At 69.3% G+C, this 19171-nt stretch carries 23 protein-coding genes; 5 read left to right on the top strand and 18 right to left on the bottom strand.

Annotated features, from left to right (window positions below; translation table 11 throughout):
• Positions 1–69: 69 nt before the first annotated feature.
• Together HP445_RS13405 and HP445_RS13400 are read right to left on the bottom strand one after the other, a co-directional pair.
• Complete coding sequence (locus HP445_RS13405) at positions 70–762, bottom strand: DUF6766 family protein (protein ID WP_164941154.1); 693 nt, start codon at positions 760–762, stop codon at positions 70–72.
• Positions 763–859: 97 nt separating this feature from the next.
• On the bottom strand, positions 860–1582 hold the full coding sequence (locus HP445_RS13400; RefSeq protein WP_128780358.1) for an SDR family NAD(P)-dependent oxidoreductase: 723 nt from the start codon (positions 1580–1582) through the stop codon (positions 860–862).
• Positions 1583–1720: 138 nt separating this feature from the next.
• Between HP445_RS13400 and HP445_RS13395 the strand changes: the two genes are divergently transcribed.
• A complete protein-coding gene (locus tag HP445_RS13395) occupies positions 1721–3151 on the top strand; it encodes a hypothetical protein (RefSeq protein WP_128780357.1) in 1431 nt (476 codons plus the stop codon).
• A gap of 97 nt (positions 3152–3248) precedes the next feature.
• Positions 3249–3581, top strand: coding sequence for a DUF4190 domain-containing protein (locus tag HP445_RS13390; protein WP_128780356.1), 333 nt, complete (start codon positions 3249–3251; stop codon positions 3579–3581).
• Between the two features lie 82 nt (positions 3582–3663).
• Here HP445_RS13390 and HP445_RS13385 read toward each other — a convergent pair whose 3' ends face one another.
• The 4 genes from HP445_RS13385 to HP445_RS13370 form a co-directional block, all read right to left on the bottom strand.
• Positions 3664–4233 (bottom strand): manganese efflux pump MntP, encoded by a 570-nt coding sequence (locus HP445_RS13385; RefSeq protein WP_128780355.1) that lies wholly within the window; start codon positions 4231–4233, stop codon positions 3664–3666.
• A gap of 231 nt (positions 4234–4464) precedes the next feature.
• Positions 4465–5319, bottom strand: a complete 855-nt coding sequence (locus tag HP445_RS13380; RefSeq protein WP_128780354.1) for a LamG domain-containing protein — start codon at positions 5317–5319, stop codon at positions 4465–4467.
• Complete coding sequence (locus HP445_RS13375) at positions 5316–6200, bottom strand: S26 family signal peptidase (protein WP_128780353.1); 885 nt, start codon at positions 6198–6200, stop codon at positions 5316–5318. The genes HP445_RS13380 and HP445_RS13375 overlap by 4 nt, the downstream gene beginning before the upstream one ends.
• A 143-nt stretch (positions 6201–6343) precedes the next feature.
• Positions 6344–6997 (bottom strand): COG1361 family protein, encoded by a 654-nt coding sequence (locus HP445_RS13370; protein WP_027466885.1) that lies wholly within the window; start codon positions 6995–6997, stop codon positions 6344–6346.
• Between the two features lie 176 nt (positions 6998–7173).
• On the opposite strand from HP445_RS13370, the gene HP445_RS18980 reads away from it, so the two are divergent.
• On the top strand, positions 7174–7617 hold the full coding sequence (locus HP445_RS18980) for a MarR family winged helix-turn-helix transcriptional regulator (RefSeq protein ID WP_276340534.1): 444 nt from the start codon (positions 7174–7176) through the stop codon (positions 7615–7617).
• Between the two features lie 23 nt (positions 7618–7640).
• Here the strand turns inward: HP445_RS18980 and HP445_RS13360 are convergent, their stop codons facing one another.
• The 4 genes from HP445_RS13360 to HP445_RS13345 form a co-directional block, all read right to left on the bottom strand.
• Positions 7641–8597 carry an NAD-dependent epimerase/dehydratase family protein gene (locus tag HP445_RS13360; protein WP_241660391.1) on the bottom strand — a complete coding sequence of 319 codons (957 nt, stop codon included), beginning with the start codon at positions 8595–8597 and terminating at the stop codon, positions 7641–7643.
• An 11-nt stretch (positions 8598–8608) separates the two neighbouring features.
• Positions 8609–9169: an MOSC domain-containing protein gene (locus HP445_RS13355; RefSeq protein WP_228516464.1), complete on the bottom strand. Its 561-nt coding sequence runs from the start codon at positions 9167–9169 to the stop codon at positions 8609–8611.
• Positions 9170–9240: 71 nt separating this feature from the next.
• On the bottom strand, positions 9241–9660 hold the full coding sequence (locus HP445_RS13350; RefSeq protein ID WP_027466888.1) for a DoxX family protein: 420 nt from the start codon (positions 9658–9660) through the stop codon (positions 9241–9243).
• Positions 9661–9715: 55 nt separating this feature from the next.
• Entirely contained in the window at positions 9716–10180 is a 465-nt protein-coding gene (locus HP445_RS13345) for a hypothetical protein (RefSeq protein ID WP_128780351.1), read from the bottom strand.
• Positions 10181–10255: 75 nt separating this feature from the next.
• Between HP445_RS13345 and HP445_RS13340 the strand changes: the two genes are divergently transcribed.
• Positions 10256–11698, top strand: coding sequence for an ArnT family glycosyltransferase (locus HP445_RS13340; protein ID WP_164941153.1), 1443 nt, complete (start codon positions 10256–10258; stop codon positions 11696–11698).
• Between the two features lie 174 nt (positions 11699–11872).
• Here the strand turns inward: HP445_RS13340 and HP445_RS13335 are convergent, their stop codons facing one another.
• The 3 genes from HP445_RS13335 to HP445_RS13325 are packed head-to-tail and all read right to left on the bottom strand — an operon-like array spanning position 11873 to position 14648.
• Entirely contained in the window at positions 11873–12895 is a 1023-nt protein-coding gene (locus tag HP445_RS13335; protein WP_128780349.1) for an NAD-dependent epimerase/dehydratase family protein, read from the bottom strand.
• Positions 12896–12900: 5 nt separating this feature from the next.
• Positions 12901–13599 (bottom strand): DUF998 domain-containing protein, encoded by a 699-nt coding sequence (locus tag HP445_RS13330; RefSeq protein ID WP_206647600.1) that lies wholly within the window; start codon positions 13597–13599, stop codon positions 12901–12903.
• Positions 13599–14648, bottom strand: a complete 1050-nt coding sequence (locus tag HP445_RS13325; RefSeq protein ID WP_128780347.1) for an aldo/keto reductase — start codon at positions 14646–14648, stop codon at positions 13599–13601. Before HP445_RS13325 ends, HP445_RS13330 begins: the two co-directional genes overlap by 1 nt.
• Before the next feature lie 76 nt (positions 14649–14724).
• Between HP445_RS13325 and HP445_RS13320 the strand changes: the two genes are divergently transcribed.
• On the top strand, positions 14725–15258 hold the full coding sequence (locus HP445_RS13320; protein ID WP_128780346.1) for a TetR/AcrR family transcriptional regulator: 534 nt from the start codon (positions 14725–14727) through the stop codon (positions 15256–15258).
• 80 nt (positions 15259–15338) lie between these two features.
• Here the strand turns inward: HP445_RS13320 and dnaB are convergent, their stop codons facing one another.
• The 5 genes from dnaB to rpsF all read right to left on the bottom strand — a co-directional run bounded on the left by dnaB (position 15339) and on the right by rpsF (position 19004).
• Positions 15339–16703 carry a replicative DNA helicase gene (gene dnaB, locus HP445_RS13315; RefSeq protein ID WP_031260130.1) on the bottom strand — a complete coding sequence of 455 codons (1365 nt, stop codon included), beginning with the start codon at positions 16701–16703 and terminating at the stop codon, positions 15339–15341.
• 569 nt (positions 16704–17272) lie between these two features.
• Entirely contained in the window at positions 17273–17725 is a 453-nt protein-coding gene (rplI, locus tag HP445_RS13310; RefSeq protein WP_027466901.1) for a 50S ribosomal protein L9, read from the bottom strand.
• A 14-nt stretch (positions 17726–17739) separates the two neighbouring features.
• Positions 17740–17997, bottom strand: coding sequence for a 30S ribosomal protein S18 (gene rpsR / locus HP445_RS13305; RefSeq protein WP_017887834.1), 258 nt, complete (start codon positions 17995–17997; stop codon positions 17740–17742).
• Between the two features lie 50 nt (positions 17998–18047).
• Entirely contained in the window at positions 18048–18617 is a 570-nt protein-coding gene (locus tag HP445_RS13300) for a single-stranded DNA-binding protein (RefSeq protein ID WP_027466902.1), read from the bottom strand.
• Positions 18618–18620: 3 nt separating this feature from the next.
• Positions 18621–19004: a 30S ribosomal protein S6 gene (gene rpsF / locus HP445_RS13295; RefSeq protein ID WP_027466903.1), complete on the bottom strand. Its 384-nt coding sequence runs from the start codon at positions 19002–19004 to the stop codon at positions 18621–18623.
• Positions 19005–19171 lie beyond the last annotated feature (167 nt).

The following is a 19171-nucleotide window of genomic DNA, read 5'->3' as shown; positions in this document are numbered from 1 at the left end:
GCCCGCACACCGGTGCTGCCCCCCCGTGGGCGGTGGGGAAACCCCGCGATCATCGTCAGCCGGGTCGGCTCAGGCCCCGGTCTGCTCCGTCGGTGCGGCCACGGGCTTCGACTGGCTCGACCCTCGTTGCCGCAGGGACACGGTGGCGATCACCATCACCGAGATGACCAGGAACTCCGACTGCCAGTTCTGCATCGACTCGAACCAGAACTGGCTCGTGCCCAGGTAGCCCCACGCCGAGACCACGCTGTCGCCGTGCTCGAGCTGCTCCTCGTTGTAGGCCGCAGCGCCTCCGATCACGTGCCCGACGACACTGCCGAGGAACAGCACCGCGAACAGGATCAGCAGGGAGTTCTCGTACAGCACGAGCACGATCCCGCCCCGGCGCACGGGCCACGGGGCCTTCGGGTCGTCGGCGTGCTCGCGGGGGTCCTCGTCCTGCGGGCTCTGTTCGTCCAGGGGCTCGGACTCGCTCGACCCCTTCTGGAACAGGAACACCGTGAACACGATGTACGCGCCCATCTGCAGGAACTCGCTCTCCCAGTTCTCGAAGGTCGCCTCGGCGAAGTCACCGCTCGTCAGGAAGCCCCAGAGCGACACGGCCGCCTCGCCGTGCTGCAGCGCGTCCGCCGCGGACACCCGCCACCCGGCGAACACCATGCCGACGAAGCACACGACGAAGACAGCGACGTTCGCGAGGAGCAGGCCGTGCCGTCGCACGCGCTGCCACCCGCTCGATCCGTTGTGCAGGCCGAGGGTCACCGGGTCCTCCGTTCGTCGTGTCGACGCCATCCTCGTCCGGGCGCGACGAACGCCTTCGCAGGAGCACCCGACCGGTCGCGGCGGTTCCGTCAGCGACTCAGAGCGTGATGCCGGTGGCCTCGGCGAGCGCGTCGAGCAGTTCGGTGCGGAACCGCTGGTCGGCGACCGCAGGATGCGGCTCCTGCCGCTCTCCGTGGAACCAGTAACCGCCCGTCACGGTTTGGTCCGGGTCGGTCGCGAGCGTCTCCTGCGTGCGGTGTCCGAGCTCGAAGTCGTCCGGAGCGCCGGCCCCGCCCATCTTGGTCGCCACCCAGCCCGGGTCGACGGCGTTGCTCAGCACGCCCGGGCGTCGGAGCGGCACCTCGGCGGCGAGCGCCGTCACGAACAGCTTCGTGTCGGAGTACGAGTTCGTCTCCGACGCGCCGGTCCAGTCGACGGTGTCCAGGCGCGGGCGGCCACCCCGGTGCATCCCGCTGCTCAGGTACACGTGCCGCTCCGGCGAGCGCAGCAACGCGGTGAACAGGTAGGGCGCCACGACGTTGACGGGCACCAGGGAACGGCCCGAGATCACGCCGGCGTTGTGCACGACGGCGTCGAGCGGGGTGCAGGCGTCGAGTTCCCGGGCGGTGGCGATCACGGCGTCACGGTCCGCCAGGTCGGCGACGACGAGTTCGGCGCCGCGCTCCACCAGGTCGGCGACCGCCTCGGCGCGGGCCCGGTTGCGCGCGTGGACGACGACGTCGTGCCCGCTGCGGAGCAGCGAGTCGGCGGTTCCCCGCCCGAGGCCGTCGGTGGATCCGGTGACGAGGATGCGTGCCATCCGCCCATCATGCGCCCGACCGCTGCGGCGGGTCCGGCAGGTGGACCGGCAACGAGCGGACGGGAGGCGCGGTGCGGGCCCGCCACGGGCCTCCCGGCTGTTCACGGGCCGGCCACAGGGCCGCGGTACGGTCGCTGCATGAGCAGCTTCCTCGAGCCGATCGACGCCGTCGGCGTCGGTGACGCGACGATCGTGCCGGACGCCACGCGACCGGTCGCGGCGGTCGTCACGGGCGACGACGTGCGGTGGGTGACGTGGCCGGACGCCCCGTTGCCGGACGGTGCGGTCGACGAGGTCGGGGTCCTCGCGACCGACGGGGGCGCGTGGGTCGTCTACGGATCGCGCGAGGAGGTGGGCGACGACCTCGACGAGATGTCTCGGACCGCCGTGCACGTCACGCCGACCGGGGTGACGTGCACCGTCGACCTCGGTGATCGACGCGTGCTCGGGGCGGACGTCGAGGGGTTGTGGATCGGCGACCCGCGTGACGCGTCGATGTGGATGGGTGAGGACGAGGACGAGGACGAGGACGAGGACTCCGAGGACGAGGGCCTCGAGGATCCGGAGGACGACGAGGCGGTCGAGGACGACGAGGACACGGACGACCCGCTCGACGGCGTCGACCCGGAGACCCTGCCCTGGGCGCCGTCGGAGCCGTTCTGGCCGTCACCGGAGGAGTGGGCGGCGGCGCTGGCTGCCGGCGAGGAGGCGGAGGACGACGAGCCCGAGCTGCTGGACGACGATGACGACGATGGGCCCCGGTACTGGAGCGTCAGCTTCGGCGGCGTCGAGGGCGGCTTCGTCCCGCCGCCTGAACCGCAGGCGGAACCCGCTCCGCCCCTGCCGACCCCGTCGACTGAACTGGTGCTCGTCCGGACCGACGGCAGCCGGACGACGATCGCCGTCGACCACCTGGTCGAGGACGTCCGCCGTACCGGCTCAGTCCTCACCATCCGGTACATGCCCACCGGACCCCGGCGCACGCCCGATCCGACGGGCGGGTTGACCTACCACTACGACGCTCGGGAGGTCGACCTCGACGTCGCTGCCGGCCTACCCAGCGCCGTCACCACCGATGACCTGCCGTCCCGCCCCGCGAGCGACGAGGACGAGACGTCGTGGGAGGACGAACAGGAACGTCTGGAAGCAGCCCTCGCACCGTGGACGGAGCGCTTCGACCTGACCGACGTCGAGGGCGCGCACTGGCCGCTGCACGACCTGGATGCTGCCGCACGGGAGCGCGCGGTCGCGGACCTCGTGGACGTGTTCGAGGCCCTCGACCAGCCCGGCATCCTGTGGACCCGCGACCACCCGGAGCCCCGCCGGTCGGCGAGTGACTACCGGGCGGTCGAGGTCACCGTCGAGGGGGAGTGGCCGGCGACCGAGCTCGTGGTGTCGTTCGAGCACCGCGCCGTGCCGTACCTGCGGCTCCGTCGGCGCTACCGGGTGTTCGACGACGCCGGGCACGTGGAGGACTGGACCTACGTCACGGTGCACCTGGAGGAGGAGATCGCCACCGGCCACATCGCTGACCGGTCGGACGCGGTGGACGGGGTGCTCGACATCTGACGGGTGCCGTCCTGCCTGATCCCACCGCCCCGCGCGGCCCGCTGGTCCTGTACGTTTCCTGTGTAGACATCCCCCTGATCAGAGAGGACGCGGCGCCATGAGTGACGGCACGCCCCAGTACAACCAGCAGAACCCGAACCCCTACGCCGCCGGCGGGCAGCCCTACGGCGCTCCGATGCAGCCGTCGTCGGACCGCTTCAACGTCATGGCGATCGTCGGGTTCGTCCTGGCCTTCGTGGTGAACATCGCAGGCCTCGTGGTGTCGATCATCGCGCTCTCGCAGATCAAGAAGACCGGGGAGCGCGGCCGCGGCCTGGCCCTCGCCGGCGTCATCATCAGCGCCCTGTCGCTCGTCTTCGGCATCATCTGGATCATCTTCGTGATCGCTGTCGTCGCGAACGCTCCGGCGGGCAGCATGGGCAGCTACTGACACCCACCAGCACCAGACCGGAGGCCCGTGGCAGCTCGCCACGGGCCTCCGGTCTGTCTGGGGCTGGTTCCGGACCGTGGCCTCAGCCGATGACGCCGGTGTGCTCCAGCACGATGTTCAGACCGATCAGGATCAGGACGACACCACCCGCGATCTCCGCCGGCTTGCCGAAGCGGGCACCGACACGGCGACCGACCAGGACCCCGACGAACGACAGCACCGCGGTGGTGATGCCGATGAGCAGCACCGCGCCGCCGATCGAGACGGGCAGGAACGCCAGGGTGACGCCCACCGCCAGGGCGTCGATGCTGGTCGCGACCGCCAGCACGAGGAGTTCCCGGACCGGCAGCCGATCGGTGTCCTGCTCGGTGTCCTCGTGCTTCGAGAACGCCTCCCACAGCATCTTCCCGCCGATCAGCGCGAGCAGCCCGAACGCGACCCAGTGGTCGAAGGCCGCGATGTACTGCGCGAACGCCGACCCGAGCAGCCAGCCGAGCAAAGGCATCAGCGCCTGGAACACCCCGAACGTCAGCGCGATCACGATCGCGTGCCGCACGTCGAAGCGCTTCATGTGCAGGCCCTTGCCGAGGGCGACGGCGAAGGCGTCCGCGGAGACGCCGAGCGCGATGAGGAAGAGGGCCCAGAACGACATGGGGGAGGCGCCTTTCGAGACGGTCGGATGGAGACTCCGACGTCTCAGGACCTGACGATCCTGGCACGGTCCCGAGCACGAAAAGGCCTGATCAGCGGGATTCGTCGCCCCGAATCCGCGGGTTGGTGGGCCCGATCCGCGAACCCGGCCCACGTTCTCGACGTGACCAGGGGACGGACTGGAGGCTCGTGGCGGGCACGGCCACGAGCCTCCAGTCCGGCAGGCAGTGCGTCAGGAACCGGCGGCCGCGTGCGCGGCGACCTGGCTGGCCGTCAGCTCGGTGCCGTAGACGGCGGCGTACCGCATCGACCCGGTGAAGTACGGGTTGTTCGTGGCACCCGGCCACCCGCTGACGACGTCGTAGCCGACGCGGAAGTACCCGGTGAAGTTCTCGGGGCTCTTGAAGGCCGCGTTCGACGCGACGAGCGTGCCGTCGACGTACAGGCGCATGCCGTTGGTGGGCGACATCGTCGCCACCGTGTGGTGCCAGGCGCCGTCGGTGTAGGCCTTCGGCGAGGTGAGGACCTGCGTGGCGCCGTTGTACGTGCCGAACGCAAGCTGGCCGGTCGTGGTCAGGTAGAGCTTCCGGTCGTGCTGGCTCGACGCGCCGGTCTGGCTGCTGCCGAAACCGATGAGCATGCCGCCGGCGACCGTGGTGCGGAACCAGACCTCCTCGCTGAAGGTCGTGGGGTTGGCGTACGAGCGCGGGGTGGAGACGTAGCTCGTCGAACCGTTGAGCGCGTAGGCGCTCCCGCTGTCACGCGGGCAGGCGTTCGGGCTCGGCGTGGTCGCGGTCATGGTGCCCTGGTAGGTGCCGTTCGCGCCGCGGCCCGACCAGTCGGTGGCCGTCCGCGAACCCGAGGCCTCGGTCAGGCGGTAGGCGAACAGGGCGTTCGCGGTGTCCGCGCCGACGGCACCCGTGCACGTGAAGTACGGGGCGGTCGCGGCCGTGTTCGCGCTGTTGGTCACGCGTGCGGTGTAGGCCGAGCGGGTCGGGGCGAACTGGTTCAGCAGGACGACGACGGCCAGCGCGACCACGAGCAGGACAGCGACGACGCGACCGTCGCGCAGGCGACGGAGGATCACGACGGACGCACCGCCTCGACGCGGCCGACCGCCAGGCACGCCACGAGCGGCGCGAGGCACACGGCGAACAGGGCGACCCAACCCAGGGGGTCGAGGTCGATGTTCGACATGAGCTGGTAGTGCCCGTTCTTCGTCAGCTCGTGGATGACGACCTTGCCCATCTCGCCGTCGACCAGGTGGACGCTGTTGCCGCCGTGGGCGTCGACGCGGACCGGGAAGATCCCCGACGAGATCACGGTGGCCTCGACGCCGGTCGGGCTCGAGGTGTTCGTGATCGTCGTCACGTTGACGAACGGCTTGAACACGAACGCCGCGTAGGAGACGGTGAGGGCGCCGCCCGCGATCCGCAGGCACGTGCGGGTCACCCGGTCGGTGAACGCGCTGGTCAGGGTCAGGATGATCAGCGTGCCGATGAGCAGGACCGGGGCGGCACGGAGCAGCCAGCCGATGCGGGGGACCAGGAGCGCGGGGGTGCCGATGACGTCGGCCTGGGTGAGCGTCCACGGGTCGGTCGCGCCGTTGACGTCACCGCGGGTGTGGAGCCCGCCGTCCGCGTCGATCGAGATGATGCGGTGGGTGTAGACGACGTCCGGGTTGGCGGAGGTCTCGAACGAGACGATGTCGCCGACGCTGAGCGTGGCGACGTCCACCGGCAGGTCGAGCACGAGGGTGCCGACGGGGGCGGCTTCGCCCATCGAGGGGGTCTCGACGACGAACCAGCGGCCGCCGGCGGAGAGGAACAGGACGGCGGCGGTGAGGAGCAGTGCGGCGATCGCGGCGACTGACCAGGCGAGGACCGTCTCGGAGCGGGTGACCTGACGGCCGCGGAGGACCGGGCGGTCGAGCATGCCGCTGAGCGGGATCGCTGCGGTCTGGCTCATGGGCGCTGCTCCGGGAGGTCGGGGTGGGGCGGGTTCTGTTGCGGGTGGCGACGCTCGACCGGAGGGGGGTCGGCCGAGCGTCGCCGGTCTGGGGGAGGGGGATGGGGGGCGGATCAGGCCGGATCAGGCCGGATCAGGCTGGATCAGGCCGTGAAGGTCCAGGTCATCGGGACCGAGGCGGCGAGGCCCTGGTAGGTGTTGCCGGCCGAGGAGTCCAGGGTCACCGCGAAGTTGAACGGGACGCTCGCGCCGGCGGCCGGGGCCTGCGGCATCGTGAAGGCCGACGCCGCCGCACCCTTGAAGCTGGCGAGGGTGCCGCTGAACACCGTGGTCGAGCCGGAGGTGACGACGAGGTTCATCTTGGCGCAGAGGTCGGTCGCAGTGCCGTTGGCCGAGCCGTTCGCCGACTGGGTGCACGTCGCGCCCGGGTTCAGCGTGAAGGTGCTGGCGTTCGCGGTGCCGGTGTTCTTGATCGAGATCGCGGTGTTGACCGTGTTGCCCGGGGTCATCGTCGTGCTGCCGCCGAACTTGTTGATCGTCGAGCAGGTCGCCGAGTTCGTCGAGACCGAGCCGCCGTCGGTGCTGAGGCAGGTGACGGTCGCGCCGGCGTTCTGCTCCTGCATGATCAGCGTGCCGCTGCCGGCGGTGTTGCTGCTGTTGGTGATGCTCGCGGCGAACCCGGAGAGGGTGCCGGTGAGCGAGAGGGAGAGCAGGACGGCGGCGAAGATACCCGCGAGGAGCGCCACGGGGGCGAAGCGGATCCGCTTCAGTGCGGAGGTGCGGAGCTTGGTGGACACGGGGTACCTCTTCGTTCGGTGGTGGTTGCAGGAAGTCGGGGGGAGCAAGACCTTCGGGCTGTTTTGCTTCAATGGTTAAGATAGTCAGTGATTCACCAAGTTGACCACTCGTATACTCACCCCAGTGCGGGGGACGCCTCTTGTCCCCCCGGTACCCGACACGGAAGAAGGCCCTCGTGGCAGCAGGACGGAACGACGACGCGGCCGATCTCATGGCCGCGTTCACCGCCGTCGTGCGTGCGAACGCGAGCCTGGTGAGTCAGCTGAGCGCTCGTGCGGGCGTGCACGAGAACGCGTTGCGAGCGCTCGTGCTCATCAGTGACACCGGGTACTCCACGCCGACCGAGGTCGCCGGGTACCTGGGGCTGACCTCGGGCGCGGTGACGAACATGATCGACCGGATGAGCACCGCCGGCCTGCTCGAACGCGCACCGAACCCGGCCGATCGTCGCGGCTCACTGCTGCGGTTGCTGCCTCCGGGCGATGTCGTCGTTTCGGACTACCAGGAGCGGTACGCAGCGATGCTCCGGGCCGTCGACGGGGCGCACAAGGGCGAACTGCACGGGGTGCTCAACGACCTCGCGACGAGTCTGTACGAGCAGGCTGCCGCCGCGTCCTGATCTCGCTCGTGGGGACCGCGCGTCTACCTGGTGGGGATCGCCCGTTCCTCGGTCGAGGTGAGGCCGGCACGGCGTTCCCGATCCGTCCCGCGGACACGCTCGTCCTCGAGCACCCGAACGACGGTGTCCCGGAGGGATCGGGTCACCCCGCCGGCGTCAGCGAACGCCACGGTGGAGCGCTGCGCGAACCCGCCCTCCGACACCGGGATCCACAGGGGGAGTGATCGGGGGCCGGCCCAGTAGGCCACGTCGTGCGCGAGCAGGACGTCGTCGTCGACCGCGACCAGCCCGTCGTCGAACCCGGTGACCTCGGCCACGCATCGGAAGAAGTCCTGCATCGGCACCGGAGCGCCCACGGCGTTGACCGTCCCGACGAACCCGTCGCGCCCGGCCCGGACGAGCCAGGCGGCGAGGTCCGCGACGTCGATCACCTGGACGAACCGCTCCGCCGGCGTCGGCACCAGCACCGGCCCACCACGGTCGAAGCGTGCCGGCCAGTACCCGAACCGGTCACTCGGGTCACCAGGGCCGACGATCAGCCCCGGGCGTGCGATGAGCAGCCGTGACCCGAGCCGGAGCCGCGTCATGCGCTCGGCGAGGACCTTCGCGTCGGCGTACTCGGACGGGTCCTTCGGCTCCACCAGCCGGGCGGACTCGTCGGCGCCCGGTTCGTCGTTGTCCGCGTACACCGAGACCGTGGACACCAGGGTCCAGTGCGCGGCTCGGTCGGCGAGGGCGTCGAGCGCCGGGGCGACGAGTTCGGGGGCGCTGGCGAGCTCGATGACCTCGTCCCAGTTCCCGGTGGCCTGTTCGTAGGCGCCGGCCAGGGCTCGATCCGCCTGGACGAAACGCGCTCCCTCCGGAACGTTGCCGGTCGTGCCCCGGGCGAGGCAGGTGACGTCGGCACCCGCGGCCAACAGCTCGTCGACGATCGTTCGCCCGAGCCAACCGGTTCCGCCGAGTACCAGGACGCGTCGCACGCGCTGCGTCATCAGACGGGCTGGAGGGGTCGTCGTTCACCGTCGGGGAGCTCGACCCGGATGCGATCGCCCGGCCGGACCGTGCCACCGGTGAGCACGACGCTCATCACCCCGCCCTTGCGCTCGACCGTGCCGTCCTCGGCGCGCCCCAACACGGCACGGAGGAGCCCCGGCTCGAAGCCGTTGATCTGCTGGCACGGGTTCCGCAGGCCCGTGACCTGCACGGAGGCGTCGTCGCCGAGGTGCAGCACTGCACCCTCGGGCAGCCCGAGCAGGTCGATGCCACTGGTCGTGACGTTCTCGCCCATCTGTCCCGGTTCGACGCTGAACCCGGCTTCGGCGACCTCGTCGAACAGCTCGGCGTGCAGCAGGTGGACCTGGCGCAGGTTCGGCTGGGAGGGGTCACGGGCGACCCGGGAGCGGTGCTGCACGGTCGTGCCGGCGTGGGCATCACCCTCGATGCCCCACCCCGCCACGAGCGTCACCGCGTCGACCAACGGCTTGCTGAACCGGTGCTCGCCGTCCTTGCTCACCGCGACCACGCGCGGCTGGTCCATGTCGTCCCCGCTCATGGGGCCGATTCTGCCCCATGGTCACGGTCGCGCGAGTGCAGCGTCGGTCAGTGGCGCTCGCGCAGACCGGTTCAGCGGCGCTTGCGCAGCGCGTTCGTCGCCCACAGCGAGACGGCGATGAGCACGGGCTGGAACAGCAGGCGGACGAAGCGCTTGGTGTCGGTGTCCAGACCGAACCCGTCGCGGTGGTGCATCCACTGCGCGATGTTGCCGGGGAAGACCGCCAGGAAGAACACCGCGACGACCCACCCGACCGTCACCTGACGCCGAGCCAGGAGCATCAGCGCAGCCCCGAGGGAGATCTCCACCACACCGGAGGCGATCACCGTGACGTCGGTCGGCAGCGGCACGAACTTCGGCACCTGCGCCTGGAACTCCTCGCGGGCCACCGTCAGGTGGCTGATGCCGGCCCAGGTGAGCATCGCGCCGAACAGGATGCGGACGATGGTCCGGGGGCGGGTGGAGCGGACTGCGGGGGTGCGGGTTGCCATCGGGGTGGTGCCTTTCACGGTCGTGGTGGGGTTCGGTGGAGTGGGGGAGCCGAGGTCAGCGGCTGCAGAGGACTCGGCGTCGGCGTGCGGCCTCGAACGTGATCGCGGCAGCGGCGGAACCGAGCGTGAGGATCCGCGCGACCGGACGGCCGCGGGTGGAGGTGAGCAGTCGCAGCACGCCGGCGAGTGTGAGTGCGGCAGCACCGCCGGTCGTGCTCGTCACCGAGCCGTCTTCGCGGTCGATCACGAGCCGGGTCCCACCGAGGGCCGTCGCCGCGACGGCGGAGCCGGTGCCGACCAGGTCGCTCCCGGATGCACGGCGGACCGCTGCGCTGGCGAGTCCGAGCCCGGACAGGACTTCCAGGCCAGGGATGCCGAGCGCGTGTGGGACGCCCGGCTTGAATCCACGTCGCTGCATCTGCTGGGCTCGAGCGCGCAGCGGGGTGCGGCGAACCGTGGCGATGCCGTGCCCGGCGAGCAGGCCGCCGGTGACGAGGTCGATCCAGCTGGTGAGTTTCACGTTGCGCTCCATTAGGTTGCGCACAACCTAACACGTCGATGCCGAAGACGCTCGAAGGGCCAGTAGGTTCGTCTGGTGCCATCACGAGTGTCCGGGTTCGCCGGCGACCTCCGCCTCCGCCTGACGATCGCCTCCCTCGTCGTGATCGCGGCGCTCTACCAGTGCTTCTGGAACCTGGCCGGCTCGAACATCACCGGCGACGAGAACATCTACCTGCAGAGCGGGTGGCAGTACGTCCACGGCGACTTCACCGCGAACCGCGAACACCCGCCGACGGCCAAGTACCTGTTCGGATTCGTGCAGCTCCTCACCGGGCAGGGTGCGATCGGCCCGCGGGTCCTCGTCGGCGTGCTCACCTTCGCGGTCGGCGTGGTCCTGTACCTGTGGCTGCGTCGCGAGATCGGGTACTGGGGTGCCCTGCTGGCGGCGTCGCTGTGGTGGCTGACTCCGCGTGGTGGTGCGGGTGCCCGCGTCGACCGGCTCGCCCTGCTCGACCCGGTGATGACGGCCTTCGCCGTGTTCGCGATCGTCGCCGCGTGGTGGTGGATCCGCAGCGAGCGGGCCTGGTGGCTCGCTCCCGTGTCCGGCGTGCTCATGGCCGCCTCGGTCACGTCCAAGCTGTCGACCATCGTGCTGCTCCCGGCGTTCCTGCTGCTCCCGGTCCTGTTCAAGGCCTGGCGGAAGGGCCTCGTCGGCGGCGCGCTGTGGGTCGCCGCCTTCACGGTGACGTTCGTCGCCCTGTACGTCCCGATGGGCATCCGTTCGGCGATCCAGTACATGGTCGCGTTCCAGGAGGGGCAGAACACCAACGGGCACCCGATCACGATCGACGGGCAGATCTACACGTTCGCACCGTGGTGGGCGAGCTTCCGGTTCTTGCTCGACGGCACCGGCAAGGGGATGCTCGTCGTCCTCGCGATCGGTGTGCTCGCTGCCCTGGTGGTGCGGGCGGACCGCCTGGTCGCGTACGTCGGCGCATCCCTGGTGCTGCTCGTCGGGTTCTACGTCGTCGTGGCCAAGATCGCGCTGCCGACCTACTACACCGCGTGGATGCCGTTCCTGCTGGTCCTCGCCGCCATCGGCTTCGCGCGACTCGCCACCGTCCCCCCGAGGGCCCTGACCGTCCCGGTCGTGCTGGTCCTCGTCGCGACGCTCGTCGTCCCCTCGTTCCGGGTGAGCCAGGCCGTCGCGCGGGCGCACCCGACCGGGATCGCGCTGTTGCCCGGGTACCTCGAGGAACACGATGTGCCCGACGGTCGGATCCTGTTCGTGTCGGCGACTCCCACGCTCTTCCAGCCGTACGTCGGCGACCACGGCACCAACCGACTCGACCGCGGCCCCTACGTCGCCATCGTCGTCGGACGCGACCAGCGGCTCCCCGCACCGGAGGCCGTGACCAACCTGCTGCAGGACGACGCCTCGTCCTTCACCACGGGCAGGCTCGACGGCCTGCGCGTGTGGGTCCCGAAGGACGGCCGCATCCGCGAGGACAACGGGGCCCTCACGATCGCCCGCTAGTCGATGCGACGTTGGCGAGGCCTCGCGCACCCATGCTGTCGACGGACGCACTACTTGTCGCCTGCCCCGGTCCTCCAGACGCGCTGTCGGCGCGCATGTCGGTCGCTTTGATCAGACATCTTGTCGCCGTCTCCCCAACGGCCGATGCGCGAGGGGACGTGGACTGGTTGAGCGCTAGTCGATGACGCCGTGGGCGAGGAGGCTCTCGGCGGTGTCGCGGATGGTGTCTTCGATGGGGCGGGCTCGCCAGCCGAGGAGTCGTTCCGCTTTGGCGCTGGTGGCGTCGAAGTCGCGGCCAAGCTGTGGGCGTAGCGCTTTCATCTGCGGGTTGACGAGGCTGAGAGCGCGGGCGATGAGCAGCGGCAGCTCGCGGGTGGGTGCTTCCGCGGCGCGGTCGCCGAGCTGCTGATGAAGAATGCGAGCTACCTCGATGATGCGGAGACTCTTGCCTGCTGAGGCGAGCCACCGTTGGCCGGCGGCGGCAGGGTCGGTCATCGCTTGGAGGTGCAGGTCTGCGACGTCGCGGACGTCGACCCAGCTCGACCCGAACGGCGGGCATGCGGGGACATCCCCGTTGAGCATGTTGCGGATGATCCGGAGCGAGGGCGGGTCGTCGGGTCCGAGGACCGGGCCGATGACGGCCACCGGGTGCACGGCTGCGAGTTCGAGGGTGCCGCCCTCTTCCTCGATGAACTGCCACGCCGCCTGCTCGGAGAGAGTCTTCGACTTCTGGTACGGGGCGATGTTTGCGTCGACGTTCGTCCAGTCCTCCTCGGTGTACGGCGCAGCGCGGCGGGGGTGCCCGTAGCCGATGGCGCCGAACGCGCTGGTCAGGACAACACGCCTCACGCCGGCGTCACGGGATGCCCGGAGTACTCGGAGGACGCCGTCGCGTGCTGCGGCGACCATCTCCTCCTCGGTCGCGCCGGCGTTTCGGAGTGTTGGGGAGGCGACGTGGAGGACGAAGTCACACCCGGCAACGGCGTTCGTCCAGCCGAGGTCGCTCTGTAGATCTGCCGCGACGACCTCGAGACGGTCGTCAGTGAAACTGGTGGCGGCGTGCAGTTGCTCGCGGAGCGCGGGCTCTCTTGTGAGGGTGCGGACGGTGGTGCGGACGGTGTGCCCGGCCTCGAGCAGCTGGAGGACGCACCAGCTGCCGATGAAGCCGGAGCCGCCGGTGACGAGTACTTGTGCCATGACGGTCACGCTGTCTTTCTGGTCGTGCGGGCAGGAGAGAAGTGGGCGGCGAAGATGCCGGAGCCGAGGAGGACGTGGCCGACCATGATCGGGTAGATCGCCCCGCGCTCGAACATGCCGATGTTGAACGCCCACCCGGTGAACACGTCGGCCATGAACACGACGAACATCGCCAAGCCGAAGATGCCGAGGAGGACGCTGAGCGTGCCGCGGGCCCGGGGCAGGCCAATGCGGGAGGCGGCAGCGCCGACGAGGATCGCCATGATGTTGCCGGCGATGATGACGCCCTGCGCACCGAACTGGTGGAAGTTGATCAGTCCGCTGGCGACGTTCGCGTTGGAGCCCTGGAACATCCCGACGAGGGACACGCCGATGCCGGCGATGATCCCGACCACGACGATCACGGCGGCTCGTCCGCCGCGGCGAACGTCGAAGGTGAGAAGGGTGCCGACGATCAGGCTCACGCCGTAGAGGACCCAACCGGCGTCCATGACGGCGCCGAGCGGTGAGTTGCCGACCTGCCCGAAAGCGACCTGGCGGGGGCCGGTGAGGCCGAGGTGGCTGACCCAGTTGTAGAGGGGCGCGTAGTGCGGGTGCTGCCAGGCGGCAGCGGTGATGAACTCTGCCAGCCAGGAGACGAGCGGGCCGGCGAGGAGGAGCACCGCTCCGGCGCGGAGAGCCGCGCCGGAGCGGATGATCGGCATCACTTCAGAGCCATACCGGGGACGCGGGCACGGATGGCGTTCATCGTGGCCTCGTCCGAGACGCCCTGCCAGTCATAGCGGGGCGTGTACGGGGCCGTCAGCGCGGTCAGATCTTCGTCGGTGAGCTGCACGTCGAGCGACGCGATGGCGTCGTCGATCTGCTGTGTGGAGCCGGCGCCGACGAGCGGGGCGGTGACGACTGGCTGGCGGTGCAGCCAGGCGAGGGCGATCGAAGCGCGGCTGACACCGTGGCGCTCGGCAACCTGCCCGACAGCGTCGATGATCTGGTGGTTCGACTCCTCCTCCGCCGGCGAGTAGAGCAGGTCGGCGTAGTCGCCGTCCGAATCGGAGCGAGCCGTCGAGCGGGCTTTGTCCCACGCTCGGGCGAGACGGCCGCGAGCGAGGGGGCTCCAGATGATGGTGCCCACACCCTCGTCGAGGGCGAGCGGGATCATCTCGCGCTCCTCCTCACGGGCGAGGAGGTTGTAGTGGTCCTGCATGGAGACGAACCGAGCCCAGCCGTTGGTCTTCTGCATGTGGAGGGCCTTCGCGAACTCCCACGCGAACATCGACGACGCACCGAGGTAGCGCACCTTCCCGGCCTTCACCAGGTCACTGAGCGCTTCGAGGGTCTCCTCGAGCGGGGTGGCGTGATCGTTGCGGTGCACCTGGTACAGGTCGATGTAGTCAGTGCCGAGGCGTTCAAGCGAGTGATCGACCTCGGTCATGATCGCCTTCCGCGACAGCCCCTTCCCGTTCGGGCCGGGACGCATCGGGTGGCGAAGCTTCGTCGCGATGACGACGTCGTCGCGGTTGGCGTAGTCCTTGAGCGCGCGGCCGAGGATCTCCTCGCTCGAGCCGTTCGAGTACATGTTCGCGGTGTCGAAGAAGTTGATCCCCGCGTCGAGGGCGTGCTTGATCAACGGGCGGGCCTCGTCTTCGCCCTTGGACCAGACGGGGTGGCCGCGGTCGGGCTCGCCGTAGGTCATCGCGCCGATCGCGATCGGGGACACGTCGAGGCCGGTTGTGCCGAGTTTCGTGTATTCCATGGTGCTCCTCTGTAGGATGTGGAGAGTTCTCCGTTAAGGTAACGGAGAGTTCTCCAGTTAGCAAGAGGGGTTTCCTGTGGTCCGTTCCGACGCCCGAGAGAATCGAGCGCGCATCCTCGCCGCGGCACGCGAGGCGTTTGCTGAGGACGGCACGACGTCGATGAACCAGGTCGCGCAGCGCGCCGGCGTCGGTGCAGGCACCCTGTACCGCAACTACCCGACCCGCGAAGCCCTGGTGCTCGCCGTCTACCAAGACGAAGTCGCTCGGATCATCGACACCGCCCCGACCTTGCTGTCCGAGCTGCCGCCGCGCGAGGCGCTCCGGCAGTGGACGATCGGGCTGGTTGAGGCCATGCGGCGAAAGCACGGGCTAGGCGACGCGCTCAGCCCCAGCGCTCATCAAGCCATCAACGAACAGACCTACGGCCCCGTCGTCGCGGCAATCCAAACCATGCTCGATGCTGGCAGACGCGACGGTACTTTCCGCGACGACGCGGACCCGGGCGACTTCCTGCAACTTACCGGTGCGCTTTGGCGTGCCGCCCCTGGGCCATCGGATCGGGCTCCCCACATGCTCGGGGTCATACTCGACGGCCTCCAACGACGCTGAAGACGAGGGGGCGGGGCGGCTGCTCGGGGAGGCGACAAGTTGAACGCGAAGGAGACACGTTGTATGCGCGGCGACAGCGCCTACTGCGGCATGTCGACGAACCGCGAGAACATGCCGTGGAACGCCACGGTGATGGTGTCCGTCGGTCCGTTACGGTGCTTCGCCACGATCAGGTCCGCCTCACCCTGACGCGGGTTGTCCTTCTCGTACGCCGACTCGCGGTGCAGCAGGATGACCATGTCAGCGTCCTGCTCGATGGAGCCGGACTCACGGAGGTCGGAGATCGCCGGCTTCTTGTCGGCACGCTGCTCCGGACCACGGTTCAGCTGCGACAGGGCGATGACCGGGACCTGGAGCTCCTTGGCCATCAGCTTCAGGGCACGCGAGAACTCGGAGACCTCTTGCTGGCGGCTCTCGACCTTCTTGCCCGAGGTCATCAGCTGCAGGTAGTCGATGACCACGAGCTTCAGGTTGTGCTGCTGCTTGAGTCGACGGCACTTGGCGCGGATCTCGACGAGCGTCATGTTGGGGGAGTCGTCGATGAAGAACGGGGCGTCGTTGATGCGACCGCGGGTCTGCGCGATGGTGGTCCAGTCGCGGGAGTCCACGGTGCCCTTGCGCATGTTCTGCAGCGGCACGCTGGTCTCGGCGGAGAGCAGACGCATCGCGATCTCGGCACGACCCATCTCGAGCGAGAAGAACGCGGCGGTCTGGTCGTGCTTGATCGCGGCGGCGCGGCACAGGTCGAGCGCCAGCGTCGACTTACCGAGGGCCGGTCGGGCAGCGACGATGATGAGCTGTCCGGGGTGGAAGCCGTTCGTCAGGCCGTCGAGCTGCGCGAACCCGGTCGGCACGCCGGTCATCTGGCCGTCGCGGCCCTTGGCGGCCTCGATCTCGTCGAGCGCGGCCGAGATGGCGTCGGTCAGCGGGACGTAGTCCTCGGTCTGCACACCACCGGCGACGTTGTAGACCTCGGCCTGCGCACTGTTGACGAGGTCGGTGACCTCACCCTCGGACGCGTAGCCCATCTGGACGATGCGGGTGCCAGCGTCCACCAGGCGGCGGAGCACCGCCTTCTCGGCGACGATGCCGGCGTAGTAGCCGGCGTTCGCGGCGGTCGGCACCATGCTCGTGACGCTGTGCAGGTACTCGGCGCCGCCGGCGCGGGACAGCAGTCCGGTCTTGGTCAACTCGTCGGTGACGGCGATGACGTCGGTGGGCTCACCGTGCGAGTAGAGCGACAGGATGGCGTCGAAGATGACCTCGTGCTTGGGGACGTAGAAGTCCACGCCTCGGGCGGTCTCGATGACGTCGGCGACGGCGTCCTTCGACAGGAGCATGCCACCGATGGTCGACTGCTCCGCGAGCATGTCGTGCGGCGGGGTGCGTTCCATGCCGCGCTCCGCGTAGTCCTGCGGTGCGGGCTCAAGATGTGCGATCGACACACGCTCTCCTCTGTTGACGACACGGACCTGGACCGGCGGGACAGCACCCACCGGCCGGAACCCGCACCCCTGTTTCTACCCCCGGCAACCGACATCCCCGAGTCGCTGGGCCAACGTACGGCCCCAGAGTTATCCCCAACAAACGGCCCTGTGGATAACTCTGTGGAGAGCCTGCGGAACACGCCGGAGCGCTGTGTGGAGAACTGTGGACGGGCCTGTGGAAAAAGACCCATACGAACACACTTTCGACCACTTGACCTGGGCTTTCCTGTTTCACACCATGTGTGGAAAAGTGGGGTTCAAGTACCCCTTGAAGGTTCCGATTTGACACGTTTCCACTGTGTAAAACGACTTGACAAGGACCCCTCCTGTGGGAAGAGTTCTCGGCCTGTTCCCAGCCAGCGCGACCCCGTCTGAAGCGTAACCAGCCAGCCCGAGTCGAGCCGCGCCTCCAGGCCCGTGACCATGTCGGCGACAGCCGTGGGACAAGCCGCGCGACCGCCCCCGGAACGCAACGACGGGCGGGCCTCCCGGAGGAGACCCGCCCGTCGTGGAGCGGAACGTCAGTGCTACTTGGCAGCGACGACCTTGAGCGAGATCACGGCAGTGATGTCCTCGCGCAGGCGCACGGTGGCCTCGTGGTCACCGACGGTCTTGATGGTCGCGGGGACCTCGACCTTGCGCTTGTCGAGCGAGCCGACGCCCTGCGCCTGGACGGCGTCAGCGACGTCGCCCGGACGGACGGAGCCGAACAGACGACCGTCCTTGCCGGCCTTGACCGACAGGGTGATGGTCGCGTTCTCGAGCTTCATCTTGAGGTCCTGTGCCTCTTCGATGGTGGCGAGCTCGCGCGCGGTACGCGCGGCACGGATCGACTCGACCTGCTTCTCGCCGCCCTTGGACCACGCGACAGCGAAGCCCTGGGGGATGAGGTAGTTGCGGGCGTAGCCGTTCTTGACGTCGACGACGTCACCAGCGGAACCGAGGCCGGAGACCTCGTGGGTGAGGATGAGCTTCGACATGTGTCGACCTCCGATCAGCGGCCGGAGCCGGCGTAGGGGAGGAGCGCCATCTCACGGGCGTTCTTCACGGCACGGGCGATGAGGCGCTGCTCCTGGACGGAGACGCCGGTGATGCGACGGGCGCGGATCTTTCCACGCTCCGAGATGAACTTGCGAAGGGTCGCAACGTCCTTGTAGTCGATGACGCCGACCTTGATCGACTTCGCGGGAGCAGCGTTCTTGCCGCCCTTGCCGCGAGGCTTCCGGCGGTCGCCGGTGCTCTTTCCAGCCATAGTGATTTGTCCTTAGAAGAAAAGTTGTGTGTCCGTCGGAACCGGGAGAATCAGAACGGGGTCTCGTCGTCGAAGTTGCCGCCGGGGGTGCTCCACACGTCGTTCGACTGTGCGTTGCCGCCACCCTGCTGGCCGCCCTGGGGAGACCAGGGCGCGTCCGACTGACCGCCACCGTTGTTGTTCCAGTTGCCACCGCCGTTGCCCGCGGGGGCGCTGGCGCCGCCGCCGACCTGGCCACGACCGCCGCCACTGCCACCCGCAGCGCGGGTGATCTGTGCGGTCGCGTAGCGGAGCGACGGGCCGATCTCGTCGACCTCGAGCTCGATGCTCGTGCGCTGCTGGCCCTCACGGTCCTGGTAGGAACGCTGACGCAGACGACCCTGCGCGATGACGCGCGAGCCCTTCGTCAGCGACCCCGCCACGTGCTCGGCGAACTCGCGCCACACACTCGCACGGAGGAACAGCGCGTCGCCGTCCTTCCACTCGTTCGCCTGACGGTCGAACGTGCGAGGAGTCGACGCGATGGTGAAGTTCGCCACGGCGAGCCCGTTCTGCGTGTAGCGCAGCTCGGGGTCCGCGGTGAGGTTGCCCACCACCGTGATGACGGTTTCGCCGGCCACGGGTTACTCGGCGCTCGCGGTCGCGGTTGCGGAGGCGTTGGCGGCCTTGCGGGCCGCGCGAGCCTCGTCACGCTGCTTCTGGGCGGCGACCTGCGCGATGCCCTCTTCAGCGCGGAGGACCTTCGTGCGGAGCACGGCCTCGGAGAGACCGAGCTGACGGTCGAGCTCCTTGGCGGCCTCGGGCGACGACGTGAAGTCGACGACGGCGTAGATGCCCTCGGACTTCTTCGCGATCTCGTAAGCGAGCCGGCGACGGCCCCAGACGTCCACGTTGTCGACGGTGCCACCCGCGTTGCGGATCACGGCCAGGAACTTGTCCAGGCTGGGAGCGACGGTGCGCTCATCGATCTCGGGGTCGAGGATCGCCATCAGTTCGTACTGGTGCATGCGGAACCCACCTCCTCTGGTCTCAGCGGCCCCGGGCGGTTCCCGGGGCAGGAGGGTTGATGCATGTGCCCCAGACCACGCAGGTGCGCGAGGGGCAACCTGGGTAGCCTACCGGACTGCCTGGAGGCGCGCCACCGGCCTGTGGAGAGCGGTTCCGCCCGGCAGGC

This window comes from Curtobacterium flaccumfaciens (genome assembly GCF_013359815.1).
GTDB classification, from domain to species: domain Bacteria; phylum Actinomycetota; class Actinomycetes; order Actinomycetales; family Microbacteriaceae; genus Curtobacterium; species Curtobacterium flaccumfaciens.
Note: the sequence above shows the minus strand (reverse complement) of the source record. Positions and strands in the feature narration are given on the sequence as shown.

Bases quoted from the DNA above. Each gene is read 5' to 3' on its own strand.
- HP445_RS13400 (WP_128780358.1), bottom strand. From the start codon at position 1,582: ATGGCACGCATCCTCGTCACCGGATCCACCGACGGCCTCGGGCGGGGA.
- HP445_RS13395 (WP_128780357.1), top strand. From the start codon at position 1,721: ATGAGCAGCTTCCTCGAGCCGATCGACGCCGTCGGCGTCGGTGACGCG.
- HP445_RS13390 (WP_128780356.1), top strand. From the start codon at position 3,249: ATGAGTGACGGCACGCCCCAGTACAACCAGCAGAACCCGAACCCCTAC.
- HP445_RS13385 (WP_128780355.1), bottom strand. From the start codon at position 4,233: ATGTCGTTCTGGGCCCTCTTCCTCATCGCGCTCGGCGTCTCCGCGGAC.
- HP445_RS13375 (WP_128780353.1), bottom strand. From the start codon at position 6,200: ATGAGCCAGACCGCAGCGATCCCGCTCAGCGGCATGCTCGACCGCCCG.
- HP445_RS13355 (WP_228516464.1), bottom strand. From the start codon at position 9,169: ATGAGCGGGGACGACATGGACCAGCCGCGCGTGGTCGCGGTGAGCAAG.
- HP445_RS13350 (WP_027466888.1), bottom strand. From the start codon at position 9,660: ATGGCAACCCGCACCCCCGCAGTCCGCTCCACCCGCCCCCGGACCATC.
- HP445_RS13335 (WP_128780349.1), bottom strand. From the start codon at position 12,895: ATGGCACAAGTACTCGTCACCGGCGGCTCCGGCTTCATCGGCAGCTGG.
- HP445_RS13330 (WP_206647600.1), bottom strand. From the start codon at position 13,599: ATGCCGATCATCCGCTCCGGCGCGGCTCTCCGCGCCGGAGCGGTGCTC.
- HP445_RS13325 (WP_128780347.1), bottom strand. From the start codon at position 14,648: ATGGAATACACGAAACTCGGCACAACCGGCCTCGACGTGTCCCCGATC.
- rplI (WP_027466901.1), bottom strand. From the start codon at position 17,725: ATGTCGAAGCTCATCCTCACCCACGAGGTCTCCGGCCTCGGTTCCGCT.
- rpsR (WP_017887834.1), bottom strand. From the start codon at position 17,997: ATGGCTGGAAAGAGCACCGGCGACCGCCGGAAGCCTCGCGGCAAGGGC.
- rpsF (WP_027466903.1), bottom strand. From the start codon at position 19,004: ATGCACCAGTACGAACTGATGGCGATCCTCGACCCCGAGATCGATGAG.